The organism is Vibrio misgurnus, assembly GCF_029635775.1.
Classification (GTDB): domain Bacteria; phylum Pseudomonadota; class Gammaproteobacteria; order Enterobacterales; family Vibrionaceae; genus Vibrio; species Vibrio chanodichtyis.
In genome coordinates, this window is sequence record NZ_CP113241.1 from 2,344,235 (window position 1) to 2,364,622 (window position 20,388).

10 protein-coding genes, 4 tRNA genes and 5 rRNA genes are annotated in these 20,388 nt (G+C 49.4%); 5 read left to right on the top strand and 14 right to left on the bottom strand.

The window, feature by feature from the left end:
• Positions 1-15: 15 nt before the first annotated feature.
• From OOK74_RS10750 to typA, 5 genes are all read right to left on the bottom strand, one after another.
• Positions 16-942, bottom strand: a complete 927-nt coding sequence (locus tag OOK74_RS10750) for a bifunctional GNAT family N-acetyltransferase/hotdog fold thioesterase (protein ID WP_278182783.1) — start codon at positions 940-942, stop codon at positions 16-18.
• A 52-nt stretch (positions 943-994) separates the two neighbouring features.
• Positions 995-1,429, bottom strand: coding sequence for a D-aminoacyl-tRNA deacylase (gene dtd / locus OOK74_RS10755; protein WP_278182784.1), 435 nt, complete (start codon positions 1,427-1,429; stop codon positions 995-997).
• Positions 1,401-2,330 (bottom strand): virulence factor BrkB family protein, encoded by a 930-nt coding sequence (locus tag OOK74_RS10760; protein ID WP_278182785.1) that lies wholly within the window; start codon positions 2,328-2,330, stop codon positions 1,401-1,403. Before OOK74_RS10760 ends, dtd begins: the two co-directional genes overlap by 29 nt.
• A 24-nt stretch (positions 2,331-2,354) precedes the next feature.
• A complete protein-coding gene (locus tag OOK74_RS10765) occupies positions 2,355-2,900 on the bottom strand; it encodes an AAA family ATPase (protein ID WP_278182786.1) in 546 nt (181 codons plus the stop codon).
• Between the two features lie 93 nt (positions 2,901-2,993).
• Positions 2,994-4,823, bottom strand: a complete 1,830-nt coding sequence (gene typA / locus OOK74_RS10770; RefSeq protein ID WP_274722749.1) for a translational GTPase TypA — start codon at positions 4,821-4,823, stop codon at positions 2,994-2,996.
• Between the two features lie 484 nt (positions 4,824-5,307).
• On the opposite strand from typA, the gene glnA reads away from it, so the two are divergent.
• The 5 genes from glnA to add all read left to right on the top strand — a co-directional run bounded on the left by glnA (position 5,308) and on the right by add (position 11,202).
• The gene (gene glnA / locus OOK74_RS10775; RefSeq protein WP_166014096.1) at positions 5,308-6,717 is read left to right on the top strand and encodes a glutamate--ammonia ligase; all 1,410 of its coding nucleotides are present in this window, start codon (positions 5,308-5,310) and stop codon (positions 6,715-6,717) included.
• Positions 6,718-6,895: 178 nt separating this feature from the next.
• Complete coding sequence (locus OOK74_RS10780) at positions 6,896-7,471, top strand: DUF4124 domain-containing protein (RefSeq protein ID WP_278182787.1); 576 nt, start codon at positions 6,896-6,898, stop codon at positions 7,469-7,471.
• A gap of 129 nt (positions 7,472-7,600) precedes the next feature.
• Positions 7,601-8,647: a nitrogen regulation protein NR(II) gene (glnL, locus tag OOK74_RS10785; RefSeq protein WP_166015006.1), complete on the top strand. Its 1,047-nt coding sequence runs from the start codon at positions 7,601-7,603 to the stop codon at positions 8,645-8,647.
• A 35-nt stretch (positions 8,648-8,682) separates the two neighbouring features.
• Positions 8,683-10,083, top strand: coding sequence for a nitrogen regulation protein NR(I) (gene glnG, locus OOK74_RS10790; protein ID WP_166014094.1), 1,401 nt, complete (start codon positions 8,683-8,685; stop codon positions 10,081-10,083).
• 114 nt (positions 10,084-10,197) lie between these two features.
• Positions 10,198-11,202, top strand: a complete 1,005-nt coding sequence (gene add, locus OOK74_RS10795) for an adenosine deaminase (protein WP_278182788.1) — start codon at positions 10,198-10,200, stop codon at positions 11,200-11,202.
• Positions 11,203-11,416: 214 nt separating this feature from the next.
• Here the strand turns inward: add and OOK74_RS10800 are convergent.
• The 9 genes from OOK74_RS10800 to OOK74_RS10840 form a co-directional block, all read right to left on the bottom strand.
• Positions 11,417-11,493 (bottom strand) — tRNA-Asp (locus OOK74_RS10800).
• Positions 11,494-11,526: 33 nt separating this feature from the next.
• A 5S ribosomal RNA gene (gene rrf, locus OOK74_RS10805) occupies positions 11,527-11,642 on the bottom strand.
• 110 nt (positions 11,643-11,752) lie between these two features.
• Positions 11,753-14,639: ribosomal RNA gene (locus OOK74_RS10810) — 23S ribosomal RNA — on the bottom strand.
• A 342-nt stretch (positions 14,640-14,981) separates the two neighbouring features.
• Positions 14,982-15,057: transfer RNA gene (locus OOK74_RS10815), tRNA-Val, on the bottom strand.
• A gap of 30 nt (positions 15,058-15,087) precedes the next feature.
• A tRNA-Lys gene (locus tag OOK74_RS10820) sits at positions 15,088-15,163 on the bottom strand.
• Between the two features lie 18 nt (positions 15,164-15,181).
• Positions 15,182-15,257: transfer RNA gene (locus OOK74_RS10825), tRNA-Glu, on the bottom strand.
• A 67-nt stretch (positions 15,258-15,324) separates the two neighbouring features.
• Positions 15,325-16,867 (bottom strand): 16S ribosomal RNA (locus OOK74_RS10830).
• Between the two features lie 343 nt (positions 16,868-17,210).
• Positions 17,211-17,326 (bottom strand): 5S ribosomal RNA (gene rrf / locus OOK74_RS10835).
• A gap of 128 nt (positions 17,327-17,454) precedes the next feature.
• Positions 17,455-20,341: ribosomal RNA gene (locus OOK74_RS10840) — 23S ribosomal RNA — on the bottom strand.
• The 16S, 23S and 5S rRNA genes sit together here with 4 tRNA genes alongside, the layout of an rRNA operon.
• Positions 20,342-20,388: the final 47 nt, after the last annotated feature.

Genomic DNA, 20,388 nt, shown 5'->3' on the forward strand with positions numbered 1-20,388 from the left:
CCGCCAGCCTCACCGTTAAACGGATGACTTGCTGATCAGCGCCTTATAGTTGGGGATCAGCATGTAAGTCCCGACAAACTCGATGGCGGGCACATCGGCGCTGAAAATCATCACCCGCACTACAATTCGTGCTTTACGCCCTGCAGCAAGGCGATCCAAATCGCCTGAGATCCCATCCAGCGAAGTCGAGGCGAGTGGGTTTTGCAAGACAGGCTGACGATAACGAATATGGCTGTCCACCAACACAATATCCCCTTGCAAATCGCGCTCGCGCATCAACAGCCACGCCATTCCCCAGCCAGTTAAGGTTGCCAAAGTAAAGGCCGAGCCAGCAAACAGTGTATTATGTGGATTAAGATTGGGGTTGAGCTGGGCGGTACACTGAAATTGGTAACCGGTATATTGCTCAATTTTGATGCCAATTTTATCGCTGATCGGAATGTATTTAGCCCAGCGCTGCTGCAGTTCACTGCACCACTCCGGTTTACGCAACACATTCAGCATCGGATCCAACGGCTTCACCATCTGCTGATGACGCACCGGGCCGCGCTCATCGCTCAATTCGCCTCGCCGCTCAAAGCCATGTTTGGCATAAAAGCGGATTGCATCTTCCCGCGCATTACACACCAAACGCTTAGCCCCTTCTTGGCGTGCTAACGCTTCAAGCGCAACTAAGATCAACGAGCCCATCCCTTTCGAACGACGATTCGCCTTCACCGCCATAAAGCGGATCTGGCCTTCACAATCTGGGGTGATGTATAGCCGACCAATCGCGATGGGATAGCCACGACTATCGACAATCATCCGATGATGACTCAGCGCATCATATTCATCACGCTCTGAGCCGAGCGGCATCCGCCATGGCTCTCGCAACATTTGCCAGCGGAAATGGAAATACTTATTGAGCTGATGATCGCTGTTCGGCGTAAGAAGTTTGAACATGGTCAATCCCTGAATCACACACTGATGAATGCTCGCTGGGCGGTAAGCTTAATTATACCTGTAGCCAAAAGGTCACGGGGCCATCATTGATCAGTGCGACTTGCATATCGGCCGCGAAACGACCACGTTCCGTGGGTAAAATTTGCGCGCAAAGATCCGCAAAATAATCATACAACCGCTCCGCTTCTTGTGGTGCTGCGCCGCGTGAAAATCCGGCTCGAGTCCCTTTTTTGGTATCCGCCGGCAGGGTAAATTGTGACACCACCAACACGCTGCCGCCGACATCTTGCACACTCAAATTCATTTTGCCAGCGCCATCTTCGAAGACTCGATAGCGAGTTACCCGCTCGACTAAGCGCTGCGCTTTGGCTTGATCATCATCCCGCTCGACCCCCAGCAGCACTAACAATCCCTGATCGATTGCGCCCACAACTTGACCGTCAACTCGAACGGCCGCTTCACTTACGCGCTGGATCAGTGCTATCACTCTGTGGTTCCTCTGTTTGATTCTGTTGTGCAGCCGCACAGTTTAGCATGCCTGATCGACGACTCCACTGCTCACGCTCACCCAATGCCGCGGTCACTTCGGCTCCTACCAGCACAATAAACCAGCCTAAATACACCCAAACAAATAGGATTGGAATCGCCGCAATCGCCCCATAAATCAGCTGATAGGAGGGAAACTGAGTAATGTAAATCGCAAAACCTTTTTTACTCAGTTCAAATAACACTGCGGCCAGTAAAGCCCCAGTAAAGGCATGATGAAAATAAACTTTTTTGTTAGGCACTAGCAGGTATAAACCACCAAAAGCACACAATGACAACCCAAAGGGCAACCAACGCAAAAATAGTTTATACGCGCCAGACAGCGCCTGATGATCGAGAATGGTTAATGAGGTGATGTATGAACTGACCGCGATGCTCGCGCCAACTAAAATGGGGCCGAGAGTCAAAATCATCCAATACATCGAGAATGAAAAGACCGCGCGGCGTTTTTGCTGCACTCGCCAGATATAATTGAGGTTGTTATCAATATTGGAAATCAGCATGATTGCGGCGACCAGTAGAAATACGCCACCCACCGCGGTCATCTTGCCGGTATTGGCAATAAACTCGTTGAGCGCACTTTTCACCACTTCACCGGCCGCGGGCACAAAATTGGCGATCACAAAATCTTGCATCACCTCTCCGGCACTGGCAAAAATCGCAAATGAAGACAAGATCGAGAGTAATACCGCTAACATCGGCACAATCGATAACAAGGTGATGTAGGCAAGATAACCGGCGTTGACATTCACCCGATCATGATTCATCCGTGTCAGCAGATAGCGCCCAAAACAGAGCGATAATCGAGCCTGCTGTTCAAGCGCAGAGTAAGTCAATTTCATAACTCATCCTTGTCGTTAGTGGATCTATCCTGTCACGGCTAAGCTTGCCAATGCAAAAGCCACCCGCTGCTCAATCGAAGCCATCGGCACAGTAATACAGTGATAGCCGAGTTCAGTGTAAGTATTCAACAACTGGTGATGAATGTGTAATGCTTGTTCAAAACTATAAGGGCGCACCTCATCGGCTTGGTAAGTGATGCGATTTGGTTCGCACATCAATACCTGTCGATGATAGCCCAAACTGGCTTGCCGATACTCAGCCGGCACTGGCAATTCAGCCTGCCATAGATAAGCACAGATATCACCAATTGCGCGATCGACAAATACTGGCTGTGAGGTAAGCAATGCTTGGTGTTGTGCCAACTGTTGTTGCTCGCACATTGCCTGATAGCAAAGTGCAGCAAACCCCGCTAAATCATGCCAAGGCAAAATTCCATCGGCCATGACACTTTGTTGTTCAATCAACTGACGCGGCACTTCCGGATAAGTGTGGTAGCCATGCTGCGCTAATCCTTGCAACAAGGTGGTTTTACCGGCTCCGGGTCCACCAGAAATAATCACAACGGGCATACAGTTTCCTTTTTACTCATAAAAATAAAAGCCCTTAACTGCAACAGCTAAGGGCTTACATTACTTATCTAGTCACAATGCTAGAATCAGTAATTATTTCGCATCACGAGAAGCGCGCTTACGATCGTTTTCGGTCAGGAAGCGTTTACGGATACGAATGCTAACTGGGGTAACTTCTACCAACTCATCGTCATCGATAAACTCAAGCGCTTGCTCAAGAGTCATGATGATTGGTGGTGACAGCACCTGTGCATCATCAGTACCTGATGCACGCACGTTGGTTAGCTGTTTACCTTTCAGTGGGTTTACAGTCAGGTCGTTATCACGGCTATGAATACCGATCACCATACCTTCGTAAACTTCTACACCGTGACCAATAAACAGGCGACCACGATCTTGCAAGTTAAATAGCGCGTTGGTCAGTGCTTTACCCATGCCATTTGAGATCAATACCCCATTGATACGTTGACCAATGTCACCGCCTTTGTGTGGGCCGTAATGATCAAAAGTATGGTACAGCAGGCCAGAACCTGAAGTCAGGGTCATAAACTCAGTTTGGAAGCCGATCAAACCACGTGAAGGCATCACGAAGTCCATACGTACACGACCTTTGCCATCTGGAGACATATCTTTCAGCTCGCCTTTACGCATGCCGATTTTCTCCATGATGCCGCCTTGGTGCTCTTCTTGCACATCGATAGTTACCGTTTCAAACGGTTCCATCAGCTGACCATTCTCGTGCTTAAGAATAACTTCTGGACGCGATACCGCCAGCTCAAAACCTTCACGGCGCATATTTTCGATCAGGATTGATAGGTGAAGTTCACCACGGCCTGACACGCGGAATTTATCCGGGTCTTCGGTCGCTTCAACACGCAGTGCTACGTTGTGTACCAGCTCTTTTTCCAAACGCTCAAGGATGTTACGTGAAGTTACGAACTTACCTTCTTTACCGGCAAACGGTGAGGTGTTGACTTGGAAAGTCATGGTTACGGTTGGCTCATCAACGCTTAGCGGTGGCAAGGCTTCAATGGTGTTCACATCACAAATTGTGTCTGAGATTTTCAGCTCGCCAAGGCCAGTTACCGCCACGATGTCACCCGCAGTCGCTTGATCCGTTTCAGAACGTTGCAGACCAAGGTAACCCAGCACAGTGCCGACTTTACCGTTACGCTTCTTACCATCCGCACCGATCACGGTTACTTGTTGGTTTGGTTTTACTTTACCGCGTTTGATACGGCCAACCCCGATAACACCCACGTAAGAGCTGTAATCCAGTTGAGAAATTTGCATTTGCAGCGGACCATCAAGGTCAACTTGTGGCGCAGCTACGTTATCAACGATGGCTTGGAACAGCGGCTCCATGTTTTCGCCAGTTTCGCCTTCAACTAAAGTTGCCCAGCCATTTAATGCAGATGCGTAAACCACTTGGAAATCGAGCTGTTCATCGGTCGCACCTAGGTTATCGAATAGGTCAAACACCTGATCCATTACCCAATCAGGACGTGCGCCCGGACGGTCAATTTTGTTAATGACAACGATTGGCTTCAAGCCGTGTGCGAACGCTTTTTGAGTTACGAAACGCGTTTGTGGCATCGGGCCATCAACGGCATCAACGATCAGTAGTACTGAATCTACCATCGACATGATACGTTCTACTTCACCACCAAAGTCGGCGTGTCCCGGGGTATCTACGATGTTGATCCGGTAGTCATTCCAGTTAATGGCGGTGTTTTTCGCCAAAATGGTGATACCACGCTCTTTTTCAATGTCGTTCGAGTCCATGACTCGCTCTTCAACATCACCGCGAGACTCTAGCGTGCCGGATTGCTGGAGCAGTTTGTCAACCAAGGTAGTTTTACCGTGGTCAACGTGCGCGATAATCGCGATGTTTCTTAATTTTTCAATTTGCGGAGTGGTCATTGGGATTACTTCACTTTTCATTGAGGCTGGCTGCCAAAACAGTCGCCGAACATGGTTCAAAAACGGCGAATAATGTACCAGATTCTAGCAAAAAACCTAGAAATATGTGATCTGTCACGCTGAAATCGGCGACTTTTTCTTCATTTTGCTGATTCACTAACGCTATATGGCCGCTTTTCGGTAGCCAAATGATTGACAAGCTCAGTGATTGAGCGCGAAATAGCAAACGTTTTGCTAGAACATGGTGCAGCACAATTCATTACCGCACAATTATGGTGCAAGGCGGGATCTTTTTGGTGCGACATAGCATTAAAAAACAAACCAATTTCTAACAAGATTATGATTTATATTGGATTTATAAAAATGGCACGGTTTTCGCTTAATTAAATACAGCAGCGCTTATGCTTAATTAAATGTCGTAAGCTTGACCGATTTATTTAAGACTCGAACCCATACCGCTTATTAACACCGGAGGTTATTCAAGATGTCAGTAGAAAATGTTCTATCGCTGATCCAAGAAAACGAAGTTAAGTTTGTTGACCTACGCTTTACCGATACCAAAGGTAAAGAGCAACATATCTCAATCCCTGCTCACCAAATTGATGCTGACTTCTTCGAAGACGGTAAGATGTTCGACGGCTCATCACTCGGTGGCTGGAAAGGTATCAACGAATCTGACATGGTGATGATGCCTGATCCAGCCAGTGCCGTGCTCGATCCTTTTACTGAAGATGCAACACTGAACATTCGTTGTGACATCTTAGAACCAACCACTATGCAAGGTTACGACCGTGACCCACGCTCGATTGCTAAACGTGCTGAAGAATACCTGCGCGCCACGGGCATCGCAGACACTGTTTTGGTTGGTCCAGAGCCAGAATTCTTCCTGTTTGATGATGTGAGATTCTCAACCAATATGTCTGGTTCATTCTTCAAGATTGATGATGTTGAAGCAGCATGGAACTCAGGTACTGAATACGAAGATGGCAACAAAGGCCACCGTCCAGGCGTAAAAGGCGGTTACTTCCCAGTCGCTCCTGTTGACTCATCACAAGACATCCGCTCTGCGATGTGTTTGATCATGGAAGAGATGGGCCTGGTCGTTGAAGCGCATCACCATGAAGTGGCGACCGCAGGTCAAAATGAAATCGCGACCCGTTTTAACACGCTGACTCTCAAAGCGGATGAGATCCAAACTTACAAATATGTGGTACACAACGTTGCACACGCCTTTGGTAAGACCGCAACCTTTATGCCTAAGCCACTCGTGGGCGATAACGGCTCAGGTATGCACGTGCACCAATCACTGGCTAAAGATGGCGTTAACCTATTTGCTGGTGACAAGTACGGCGGCCTATCTGAAATGGCGATTTACTACATTGGTGGTATCATCAAGCATGCTCGTGCATTAAATGCGATCACTAACCCATCAACCAACTCATACAAGCGTCTAGTGCCACACTACGAAGCACCAGTTATGCTGGCTTACTCAGCGCGTAACCGTTCTGCATCAATCCGTATTCCTGTGGTACCAAGCCCGAAAGCGCGCCGTATTGAAGTTCGCTTCCCAGATCCAGCCGCTAACCCATACCTAGCGTTTGCTGCAATGCTGATGGCGGGTCTTGATGGGATCAAGAATAAGATCCATCCAGGCGAAGCGATGGATAAGGACTTGTACGACCTACCAGCAGAAGAAGCAGCAGAAATTCCAAAAGTGGCTGAGTCGCTGAAACAAGCACTCGAGTACCTAGATAATGACCGTGAATTCCTAACCGCTGGCGGCGTATTCTCTGACGATTTCATCGATTCTTATATCGAACTGAAAACCAAAGATGTACAACGCATCAACACCGCAGTACACCCACTGGAATTTGAACTGTACTACTCAGTTTAATCCTCTAAGGCTGTAAACCCTGATTTAGGTTACATCAATAATTAGGCTCGCCTCGCAGGCGGGCCTTTTGCTTATTTAGTCCTCTCACCATTCCTTTCACATCTAGCTTACCATTACCAATATGAGCATCCGCTCATCAATCATTCTGTACCAACTTACCGCTCATTGAGGAGTGCTTATGCTAGCGTCTCGTCTCTGGTGGCTACTCATCTGTTTATTGTGGGTACCGCAAATCACTGCTCAGCAGATCTACACTTGGGTTGATAACCAAGGCGTGCTGCACTTTAGTGATAACCCACAAAACGATCAGGCCACATCGATTCATTTACCGGATTATGCGGCGCAAGCGCCCGCGCCCAGCTTTGATGCCAGCCAACCGATCGCAGAGAATCAAACCGAGACTAAATTAGTCCCCCCTCACGCGGCCAGTAAAGATCAAGCGACAGAAACAGAGCTCGAACCGTTAGCCATCAGCTTAATTTCTCCGAAACATGATGAGACACTGCGCAGTAATAGTGGCTCGATTCTGATCCGCAGCGAGCTCAACCGCAAGCTGGCGATTGGAGAACAGTTGCAACTGATAATGGATGGTCGGCCTTATGGTGCCCCGACCCATCAAGCACAATGGCCATTGAAAAATATCGATCGCGGCACTCACACCTTCACCATTCAAGCCATTGAGAACGGCAAGATTATTGCATCGTCCTCAATTATTACGGTGCATCTACATCGCGCGATGGTAAAACAGGAGTAATCTGTGACCCTGCGCTCAATCGTGCAGGGAGTTTGACTATTTGTTTGCACTCCCTTGCGGCATACTTAGCACTGTAATGCACCAATATTGTGCACCGAGGTACTAAGTAGGTAGTGAGTGAAAATGAGCGTGAGCGAAGAATTAAGTCAAACCATCATCAATCATCAAGTCACCGCGGTGTTCATCCTCGATGAAACCCTGCTGATCCGCTACGCCAATCCAGCCGCAGAGCAACTGTTTTCACAAAGTGTCAAACGCTTGATGAACTACAACCTGCATCAACTGGTTCAACACTCGTCACTTGATTTACAACTACTCACCCAGCCTTTGCAAAGTGGACAGAGCATTACCGACAGCGATGTTACTTTGGTGGTGGATAATAAACCGTTGCTACTCGAAGTCACGGTCAGCCCAATCTCATGGCAAAAGGAGCTGCTGTTACTGGCCGAAATGCGCACCATTGGCCAGCAGCGCAGGCTTACTCAAGAACTCAATCAACATGCTCAGCAGCAAGCTGCCAAATTATTGGTTCGCGGCTTAGCTCATGAAATAAAAAATCCACTTGGTGGCTTAAGAGGTGCGGCGCAACTGCTCGCGCGCATGCTGCCAGATCCGCATCTCACCGAATATACCCAAATTATTATCGAGCAAGCGGATCGCTTACGCGGCTTAGTCGATCGCCTGCTTGGGCCACAGCGACCCGGTGAAAAAACTTGGGAAAACCTGCACCTTATTTTGGAAAAGGTACGTCAACTGGTCGTGTTAGAGGCAGGGGCCAATCTGGTCTTTGAGCGCGATTATGATCCAAGCTTACCCAATATCTTGATGGACACCGATCAGATCGAACAAGCTTTGCTGAATATCGTTCGTAATGCCGCACAAATTTTGGCCGACCAGCCTCAAGCAACGATTACCCTGCGCACCAGAACTGTGCATCAGGCCAACATTCACGGTCAACGGCATAAACTGGTGGCCAGTATTGAGATTATTGATAATGGCCCCGGCATCCCGCCAGAGCTACAAGATACCCTATTTTACCCGATGGTCAGTGGCCGCGAAGGGGGAAGCGGATTAGGCCTCTCCATCTCGCAAAACTTAATCGATCAACATCAGGGAAAAATCGAGGTGCAAAGCTGGCCAGGGCGTACCATGTTTACCATTTATTTGCCAATTTAATTTGCTGTTCATTCACTTGCTGTTAAGGATTATCTATGAGTAGAGGATACGTGTGGGTTGTCGATGATGATAGCTCGATCCGTTGGGTCATGGAGAAAACGCTCTCCTCCGCCAATATTAAATGCGAAACCTTCGCAGATGCAGAAAGTGTATTGATGGCACTACGGCGTGAAACACCGGACGTATTGGTCTCTGATATTCGGATGCCGGGCATGGATGGTATTGCTCTGCTAAATCAAGTTCACCAGCAGATCCCTGAACTGCCAGTGATAATTATGACCGCTCACTCCGATTTGGATGCTGCGGTGAATGCCTACCAACAGGGTGCCTTTGAGTATCTGCCCAAACCTTTTGATGTAGATGAGACACTCACCTTGGTCGAACGGGCGATTGCACATGGACAAGAGCAGCGTAAAACCTCACCGCGCCCCAGTGAAAACTATTCAGCACCGGAGATCATCGGTGAAGCTCCAGCGATGCAAGAGGTGTTTCGAGCGATTGGCCGTTTATCGCGCTCTTCGATCTCAGTATTAATCAATGGCGAATCGGGAACCGGCAAAGAGCTGGTCGCGCATGCACTACATCGACATAGCCCGCGAGCGCAAAAGCCGTTTATTGCGCTGAATATGGCGGCGATCCCTAAAGATTTGATCGAGTCAGAATTGTTTGGTCATGAAAAGGGCGCTTTTACCGGAGCCAATACCGTGCGCCAAGGACGCTTCGAACAAGCTAATGGCGGCACTTTATTTTTAGATGAAATTGGCGATATGCCTTTAGATATTCAAACTCGTCTACTACGCGTGTTGGCCGATGGACAGTTTTACCGCGTTGGCGGCCATAGCGCGATTAAAGTTGATGTGCGGATTGTCGCCGCCACCCATCAAAATCTGGAGAAATTAGTCCATCAAGGCAAATTTCGCGAAGACTTGTTCCATCGCCTAAACGTGATTCGGATCCATATTCCCTCGCTACGTGAGCGGCGGCAAGATATTGAAAAACTGACTAAGCATTTTCTGACCCTTGCGGCGAAAGAACTCGCTGTAGAGATGAAAACGCTCAATCCGCGCACAGTCGAGATCCTCACTAAGCTTGATTGGCCGGGTAACGTTCGCCAGTTAGAAAACATATGCCGCTGGCTAACCGTAATGGCCAGTGGCAGTGAAGTACTGCCGAGCGATCTCCCTTCCGAGCTACTAAGCGAGAAAAAGGCAAACCAGTTTGAAAATGAAATCAGTTGGCAGCAACTGCTAGAAAGCTGGGCTAAATCCGCCTTAACCTCAGGTGAAACCGAATTGCTCGCCCATGCGCTGCCCGAATTTGAACGCATCCTTTTAGAGGCCGCACTTCAGCATACCAATGGACATAAGCAAGATGCAGCGAAAGTACTCGGCTGGGGTAGAAATACCCTAACTCGTAAACTCAAAGAGCTGTATTAAGCCTCCAATCACTCATCTTAAAAATAAAATTAATCCTTTTCCTGTCCAGCACTAGCTGACAGGTAATGGATTGGTTTTTATACTTAGCGGCAAAGACTAATCAGGATAACCATAATGATAACTTCATCTCTGCCTTTAACCGATTTGCATCGCCATCTTGATGGCAACATTCGTACTCAAACGATTCTTGAGCTCGGACAACAGTTTGGTATTCAACTGCCTGCCAATAGCGTTGAAACACTGACTCCCTTCGTGCAAATTGTCGAAGCTGAGCCATCACTGGTCGCTTTTTTATCCAAACTTGACTGGGGTGTTGCAGTGTTAGGCGATCTGGATGCTTGCCGCCGAGTCGCCTACGAAAATGTGCAAGATGCATTAAATGCCCAGATTGACTACGCCGAGCTGCGCTTTTCTCCCTACTATATGGCGATGAAACATCATTTACCGGTAGCTGGTGTGGTAGAAGCGGTGGTCGATGGGGTGCGTGCGGGTGTGCGTGATTTTGGCATTCAAGCCAACCTTATCGGTATTATGAGCCGTACCTTTGGTAGCGATGCTTGCCAACAAGAACTCGATGCTATCCTAAGCCAGAAAAATCACATTGTGGCAGTCGATCTAGCTGGTGATGAATTGGGCCAACCTGGTGATCGTTTCATTCAACATTTTAAACAAGTGAGAGATGCAGGTTTACAGGTCACAGTGCATGCCGGAGAAGCAGCTGGCCCAGCAAGTATGTGGCAAGCGATTAAAGAGCTTGGCGCAACACGAATTGGTCACGGTGTGAAAGCTATCGATGATCCACAACTGATGGATTACCTAGCACAGCATCGGATTGGTATCGAATCTTGCTTAACCTCCAACTTGCAAACCAGTACGGTCAGCAGCTTAGCCAGCCACCCGCTGAAACGCTTTTTAGAACACGGTATTTTAGCTTGTATTAATACCGATGATCCTGCTGTAGAAGGGATTGAACTACCGCATGAATATACCGTTGCCGCACCACAAGCAGGCTTAACACAGCAACAGATCCGCCAAGCACAAATCAATGGCTTGGAATTGGCCTTCTTGTCTGATGCAGAGAAAAAAGCACTCCTAACGAAAGCAGCACTGCGCGTTTAAAACCGCTTGCAGCCTTGCCATGTTTAATCAACCGATGCCTTGAGCATCGGTTTTTTATTCACCGGATGAAGAGGCACGCATGATGGTCACTGACGGAGGGTAACTCAAGAGATAAGATGAGGAGATAAAACAGGATAAGCCCAATATATCGCTGACCAAAGAGTAAATAGCCAATAGCAAAAAACCCAGTCCGAAGACTGGGTTTCATAATAAGTGGCGGAGCGGACGGGACTCGAACCCGCGACCCCCGGCGTGACAGGCCGGTATTCTAACCAACTGAACTACCGCTCCGCTGTCTGGTTAGCGCTTGGTGCTAAATTAAAAGCCTGGCGATGTTCTACTCTCACATGGGGAAACCCCACACTACCATCGACGCTGTTTCGTTTCACTTCTGAGTTCGGAATGGAGTCAGGTGGGTCCAAAACGCTATGGTCGCCAAGCAAAATTTTTCTCTCTATTTCTAGAGAATAATCTGGAAAGCTGTCTTCATTCTCACACACACATTCTTATGCGCTTAACTTTGAGTCCATCAAAACCCCTTGGGTGTTGTATGGTTAAGCCTCACGGGCAATTAGTACAGGTTAGCTCAACGCCTCACAACGCTTACACACCCTGCCTATCAACGTTCTAGTCTCGAACAACCCTTTAGGACGGTTAAACCGTCAGGGAAGACTCATCTCAGGGCTCGCTTCCCGCTTAGATGCTTTCAGCGGTTATCAATTCCGAACTTAGCTACCGGGCAATGCGTCTGGCGACACAACCCGAACACCAGAGGTTCGTCCACTCCGGTCCTCTCGTACTAGGAGCAGCCCCCTTCAATCTTCCAACGCCCACGGCAGATAGGGACCGAACTGTCTCACGACGTTCTAAACCCAGCTCGCGTACCACTTTAAATGGCGAACAGCCATACCCTTGGGACCGACTTCAGCCCCAGGATGTGATGAGCCGACATCGAGGTGCCAAACACCGCCGTCGATATGAACTCTTGGGCGGTATCAGCCTGTTATCCCCGGAGTACCTTTTATCCGTTGAGCGATGGCCCTTCCATTCAGAACCACCGGATCACTATGACCTGCTTTCGCACCTGCTCGAACCGTCATTCTCGCAGTTAAGCGGGCTTATGCCATTGCACTAACCTCACGATGTCCAACCGTGATTAGCCCACCTTCGTGCTCCTCCGTTACTCTTTGGGAGGAGACCGCCCCAGTCAAACTACCCACCAGGCACTGTCCTCAACCCCGATTAGGGGCCTAAGTTAGAACATCAAACATACAAGGGTGGTATTTCAAGGACGGCTCCACGACAACTAGCGTCATCGATTCATAGCCTCCCACCTATCCTACACATGTAGGTTCAATGTTCAGTGCCAAGCTGTAGTAAAGGTTCACGGGGTCTTTCCGTCTAGCCGCGGGTACACTGCATCTTCACAGCGATTTCAATTTCACTGAGTCTCGGGTGGAGACAGCGTGGCCATCATTACGCCATTCGTGCAGGTCGGAACTTACCCGACAAGGAATTTCGCTACCTTAGGACCGTTATAGTTACGGCCGCCGTTTACCGGGGCTTCGATCAAGAGCTTCGCTTGCGCTAACCCCATCAATTAACCTTCCGGCACCGGGCAGGCGTCACACCGTATACGTCATCTTGCGATTTTGCACAGTGCTGTGTTTTTAATAAACAGTTGCAGCCACCTGGTATCTGCGACTCTCGTCAGCTCCATCCGCGAGGGACTTCACCATCAAGAGCGTACCTTCTCCCGAAGTTACGGTACCATTTTGCCTAGTTCCTTCACCCGAGTTCTCTCAAGCGCCTTGGTATTCTCTACCCGACCACCTGTGTCGGTTTGGGGTACGATTTCTGACTATCTGAAGCTTAGAGGCTTTTCCTGGAAGCAGGGCATCAATGACTTCACTGCCGTAGCAGCTCGACGTCGTGTCTCAGCCTAACAGAGAGCCGGATTTGCCTAACTCTCTAGCCTACGCACTTGAACCAGGACAACCGTCGCCTGGCCCACCTAGCCTTCTCCGTCCCCCCATCGCAATAGTCAAAAGTACGGGAATATTAACCCGTTTCCCATCGATTACGCCTTTCGGCCTCACCTTAGGGGTCGACTCACCCTGCCCCGATTAACGTTGGACAGGAACCCTTGGTCTTCCGGCGAGGAGGTTTTTCACCCCCTTTGTCGTTACTCATGTCAGCATTCGCACTTCTGATACCTCCAGCAAACCTTACAGTTCACCTTCAACGGCTTACAGAACGCTCCCCTACCCAATATCTAAAAGATATTGCCGCAGCTTCGGTGTATTGCTTAGCCCCGTTACATCTTCCGCGCAGGCCGACTCGACTAGTGAGCTATTACGCTTTCTTTAAATGATGGCTGCTTCTAAGCCAACATCCTAGCTGTCTGAGCCTTCCCACATCGTTTCCCACTTAGCAATACTTTGGGACCTTAGCTGGCGGTCTGGGTTGTTTCCCTCTCCACGACGGACGTTAGCACCCGCCGTGTGTCTCCCGGATAGTACTTACTGGTATTCGGAGTTTGCAAAGGGTTGGTAAGTCGGGATGACCCCCTAGCCTTAACAGTGCTCTACCCCCAGTAGTATTCGTCCGAGGCGCTACCTAAATAGCTTTCGGGGAGAACCAGCTATCTCCGAGTTTGATTGGCCTTTCACCCCTAGCCACAAGTCATCCGCTAATTTTTCAACATTAGTCGGTTCGGTCCTCCAGTTGATGTTACTCAACCTTCAACCTGCCCATGGCTAGATCACCCGGTTTCGGGTCTATATCCAGAGACTGAACGCCCAGTTAAGACTCGGTTTCCCTACGGCTCCCCTATTCGGTTAACCTTGCCACTGAATATAAGTCGCTGACCCATTATACAAAAGGTACGCAGTCACACCACGAAGGTGCTCCTACTGCTTGTACGTACACGGTTTCAGGTTCTATTTCACTCCCCTCACAGGGGTTCTTTTCGCCTTTCCCTCACGGTACTGGTTCACTATCGGTCAGTCAGGAGTATTTAGCCTTGGAGGATGGTCCCCCCATATTCAGACAGGATATCACGTGTCCCGCCCTACTCGATTTCACGCTCGATGAAGCGTCGGTTACGGGGCTATCACCCTGTTTCGCCAAGCTTTCCAGCTTGTTCACCTACTTCAACGAGTGCTTAAGGGCTAATCCAGGTTCGCTCGCCGCTACTACCGGAATCTCGGTTGATTTCTTCTCCTCGGGGTACTTAGATGTTTCAGTTCCCCCGGTTTGCCTCACTAGACTATGTATTCATCTAGTGATAACTGCTTATGCAGCTGGGTTTCCCCATTCGGAAATCGCAGACTCAAACGGCTCTTACTGCCTCATCTGCGCTTATCGCAAGTTAGTACGTCCTTCATCGCCTCTGACTGCCCAGGCATCCACCGTGTACGCTTAGTCACTTAACCATACAACCCGAAGGAGTTTCGGGTCGTTGTTTAAACAACCTAAGTTGTCTCGCGTTTAATTTTCATGAGTGCGAGACAGATTTTGCCGGACTCAAATTTGAACAAGACCTAAGCCTTATTCGATACCAAGCACACTTGAATGTGTTGTTGGTGTTTATCTTTCGATAAACATTGAGAACTTTACAAACAACAATAAATTGTTGTTTTGTCAGCTTTCCAAATTTTTAAAGAGCAAGATGTTTCTTATCACTAAGAGACACTTTCTAAAGACTCTCGGCGGCAAAAAACCGAACCACACAACAATGGGTGGTTTGGAATTGCATTCCAAAAGTATTTAGAGAGTGGTGGGCGATACCGGGTTCGAACCAGTGACCCCCTGCTTGTAAGGCAGGTGCTCTCCCAACTGAGCTAATCGCCCACGTATTTTACTTCCCGTGACGGAAGAGTTTGGTGGGTCGTGCAGGATTCGAACCTGCGACCAATTGATTAAAAGTCAACTGCTCTACCGACTGAGCTAACGACCCCTTTACTTCGCAAGGAAGTGGTATCCCGTAGGGGAGTCGAACCCCTGTTACCGCCGTGAAAGGGCGGTGTCCTAGGCCTCTAGACGAACGGGACACTATGTTTGCTTCTCTAATCTAAACCATATCAATCTGTGTGGACACTCATCACGATAATCATCGTGTAAGGAGGTGATCCAGCGCCAGGTTCCCCTAGCGCTACCTTGTTACGACTTCACCCCAGTCATGAACCACAAAGTGGCAAGCGTCCTCCCGAAGGTTAAACTACCTGCTTCTTTTGCAGCCCACTCCCATGGTGTGACGGGCGGTGTGTACAAGGCCCGGGAACGTATTCACCGCAACATTCTGATTTGCGATTACTAGCGATTCCGACTTCATGGAGTCGAGTTGCAGACTCCAATCCGGACTACGACGCACTTTCTGAGATTCGCTCCACCTCGCGGTATCGCTGCCCTCTGTATACGCCATTGTAGCACGTGTGTAGCCCTACTCGTAAGGGCCATGATGACTTGACGTCGTCCCCACCTTCCTCCGGTTTATCACCGGCAGTCTCCCTGGAGTTCCCACCATTACGTGCTGGCAAACAAGGATAAGGGTTGCGCTCGTTGCGGGACTTAACCCAACATTTCACAACACGAGCTGACGACAGCCATGCAGCACCTGTCTCTCAGTTCCCGAAGGCACAAGACTGTCTCCAGTCTCTTCTGAGGATGTCAAGAGTAGGTAAGGTTCTTCGCGTTGCATCGAATTAAACCACATGCTCCACCGCTTGTGCGGGCCCCCGTCAATTCATTTGAGTTTTAATCTTGCGACCGTACTCCCCAGGCGGTCTACTTAACGCGTTAGCTCCGAAAGCCACGGCTCAAGGCCACAACCTCCAAGTAGACATCGTTTACGGCGTGGACTACCAGGGTATCTAATCCTGTTTGCTCCCCACGCTTTCGCATCTGAGTGTCAGTATCTGTCCAGGGGGCCGCCTTCGCCACCGGTATTCCTTCAGATCTCTACGCATTTCACCGCTACACCTGAAATTCTACCCCCCTCTACAGTACTCTAGCTTGTCAGTTTCAAATGCAACTCCTAGGTTGAGCCCAGGGCTTTCACATCTGACTTAACAAACCACCTGCATGCGCTTTACGCCCAGTAATTCCGATTAACGCTCGCACCCTCCGTATTACCGCGGCTGCTGGCACGGAGTTAGCCGGTGCTTCTTCTGTCGCTAACGTCAAATCATAGTGCTATTCACACTACAACCTTCCTCACGACTGAAAGTACTTTACAACCCGAAGGCCTTCTTCATACACGCGGCATGGCTGCATCAGGCTTGCGCCCATTGTGCAATATTCCCCACTGCTGCCTCCCGTAGGAGTCTGGACCGTGTCTCAGTTCCAGTGTGGCTGATCATCCTCTCAGACCAGCTAGGGATCGTCGCCTTGGTGAGCCATTACCTCACCAACTAGCTAATCCCACCTGGGCATATCCTGACGCGAGAGGCCCGAAGGTCCCCCTCTTTGGCCCGTAGGCATCATGCGGTATTAGCCATCGTTTCCAATGGTTATCCCCCACATCAGGGCAATTTCCCAGGCATTACTCACCCGTCCGCCGCTCGCCACCCAAGGAACAAGTTCCTCTGTGCTGCCGCTCGACTTGCATGTGTTAGGCCTGCCGCCAGCGTTCAATCTGAGCCATGATCAAACTCTTCAATTAAAAGTTTTTTGAAGCTTTCGCTTCGGCTCAATGAATACTGACTTTAAATTACCTTAGTAATTTAAAGCTATTATCGTTCCAACAGAACGATAATGAATTGACTGTGCCAAGACTTTCGTCTCGTTTGGTCACTCAGTTCATTGATTAATCTTTTTGAGATTATCATCAACGAGTGCCCACACAGATTGATTGGTTTATATTGTTAAAGAGCTTAGCTTTCAGTGCGTTAACACTTCAGCGAGGTGCGTATAGTACGCTTTCCGCTTTGAAAGTCAACATAATACTCTAAATATTCTTAGAATCTTATGGTGACTCGTCTATCTCTAGACCAGTCGGGATCAAAGCCTGGCGATGTTCTACTCTCACATGGGGAAACCCCACACTACCATCGACGCTGTTTCGTTTCACTTCTGAGTTCGGAATGGAGTCAGGTGGGTCCAAAACGCTATGGTCGCCAAGCAAAATTCTGTTTTTGATTTCACTTCTTCTTAAAAAGTGAAAACCAACAATTCTGGAAAGCTGTCTTCATTCTCACACACATTCTTATGCGCTTAACTTTGAGTCCATCAAAACCCCTTGGGTGTTGTATGGTTAAGCCTCACGGGCAATTAGTACAGGTTAGCTCAACGCCTCACAACGCTTACACACCCTGCCTATCAACGTTCTAGTCTCGAACAACCCTTTAGGACGGTTAAACCGTCAGGGAAGACTCATCTCAGGGCTCGCTTCCCGCTTAGATGCTTTCAGCGGTTATCAATTCCGAACTTAGCTACCGGGCAATGCGTCTGGCGACACAACCCGAACACCAGAGGTTCGTCCACTCCGGTCCTCTCGTACTAGGAGCAGCCCCCTTCAATCTTCCAACGCCCACGGCAGATAGGGACCGAACTGTCTCACGACGTTCTAAACCCAGCTCGCGTACCACTTTAAATGGCGAACAGCCATACCCTTGGGACCGACTTCAGCCCCAGGATGTGATGAGCCGACATCGAGGTGCCAAACACCGCCGTCGATATGAACTCTTGGGCGGTATCAGCCTGTTATCCCCGGAGTACCTTTTATCCGTTGAGCGATGGCCCTTCCATTCAGAACCACCGGATCACTATGACCTGCTTTCGCACCTGCTCGAACCGTCATTCTCGCAGTTAAGCGGGCTTATGCCATTGCACTAACCTCACGATGTCCAACCGTGATTAGCCCACCTTCGTGCTCCTCCGTTACTCTTTGGGAGGAGACCGCCCCAGTCAAACTACCCACCAGGCACTGTCCTCAACCCCGATTAGGGGCCTAAGTTAGAACATCAAACATACAAGGGTGGTATTTCAAGGACGGCTCCACGACAACTAGCGTCATCGATTCATAGCCTCCCACCTATCCTACACATGTAGGTTCAATGTTCAGTGCCAAGCTGTAGTAAAGGTTCACGGGGTCTTTCCGTCTAGCCGCGGGTACACTGCATCTTCACAGCGATTTCAATTTCACTGAGTCTCGGGTGGAGACAGCGTGGCCATCATTACGCCATTCGTGCAGGTCGGAACTTACCCGACAAGGAATTTCGCTACCTTAGGACCGTTATAGTTACGGCCGCCGTTTACCGGGGCTTCGATCAAGAGCTTCGCTTGCGCTAACCCCATCAATTAACCTTCCGGCACCGGGCAGGCGTCACACCGTATACGTCATCTTGCGATTTTGCACAGTGCTGTGTTTTTAATAAACAGTTGCAGCCACCTGGTATCTGCGACTCTCGTCAGCTCCATCCGCGAGGGACTTCACCATCAAGAGCGTACCTTCTCCCGAAGTTACGGTACCATTTTGCCTAGTTCCTTCACCCGAGTTCTCTCAAGCGCCTTGGTATTCTCTACCCGACCACCTGTGTCGGTTTGGGGTACGATTTCTGACTATCTGAAGCTTAGAGGCTTTTCCTGGAAGCAGGGCATCAATGACTTCACTGCCGTAGCAGCTCGACGTCGTGTCTCAGCCTAACAGAGAGCCGGATTTGCCTAACTCTCTAGCCTACGCACTTGAACCAGGACAACCGTCGCCTGGCCCACCTAGCCTTCTCCGTCCCCCCATCGCAATAGTCAAAAGTACGGGAATATTAACCCGTTTCCCATCGATTACGCCTTTCGGCCTCACCTTAGGGGTCGACTCACCCTGCCCCGATTAACGTTGGACAGGAACCCTTGGTCTTCCGGCGAGGAGGTTTTTCACCCCCTTTGTCGTTACTCATGTCAGCATTCGCACTTCTGATACCTCCAGCAAACCTTACAGTTCACCTTCAACGGCTTACAGAACGCTCCCCTACCCAATATCTAAAAGATATTGCCGCAGCTTCGGTGTATTGCTTAGCCCCGTTACATCTTCCGCGCAGGCCGACTCGACTAGTGAGCTATTACGCTTTCTTTAAATGATGGCTGCTTCTAAGCCAACATCCTAGCTGTCTGAGCCTTCCCACATCGTTTCCCACTTAGCAATACTTTGGGACCTTAGCTGGCGGTCTGGGTTGTTTCCCTCTCCACGACGGACGTTAGCACCCGCCGTGTGTCTCCCGGATAGTACTTACTGGTATTCGGAGTTTGCAAAGGGTTGGTAAGTCGGGATGACCCCCTAGCCTTAACAGTGCTCTACCCCCAGTAGTATTCGTCCGAGGCGCTACCTAAATAGCTTTCGGGGAGAACCAGCTATCTCCGAGTTTGATTGGCCTTTCACCCCTAGCCACAAGTCATCCGCTAATTTTTCAACATTAGTCGGTTCGGTCCTCCAGTTGATGTTACTCAACCTTCAACCTGCCCATGGCTAGATCACCCGGTTTCGGGTCTATATCCAGAGACTGAACGCCCAGTTAAGACTCGGTTTCCCTACGGCTCCCCTATTCGGTTAACCTTGCCACTGAATATAAGTCGCTGACCCATTATACAAAAGGTACGCAGTCACACCACGAAGGTGCTCCTACTGCTTGTACGTACACGGTTTCAGGTTCTATTTCACTCCCCTCACAGGGGTTCTTTTCGCCTTTCCCTCACGGTACTGGTTCACTATCGGTCAGTCAGGAGTATTTAGCCTTGGAGGATGGTCCCCCCATATTCAGACAGGATATCACGTGTCCCGCCCTACTCGATTTCACGCTCGATGAAGCGTCGGTTACGGGGCTATCACCCTGTTTCGCCAAGCTTTCCAGCTTGTTCACCTACTTCAACGAGTGCTTAAGGGCTAATCCAGGTTCGCTCGCCGCTACTACCGGAATCTCGGTTGATTTCTTCTCCTCGGGGTACTTAGATGTTTCAGTTCCCCCGGTTTGCCTCACTAGACTATGTATTCATCTAGTGATAACTGCTTATGCAGCTGGGTTTCCCCATTCGGAAATCGCAGACTCAAACGGCTCTTACTGCCTCATCTGCGCTTATCGCAAGTTAGTACGTCCTTCATCGCCTCTGACTGCCCAGGCATCCACCGTGTACGCTTAGTCACTTAACCATACAACCCGAAGGAGTTTCGGGTTGTTGTTTAAACAACCTAAGTTG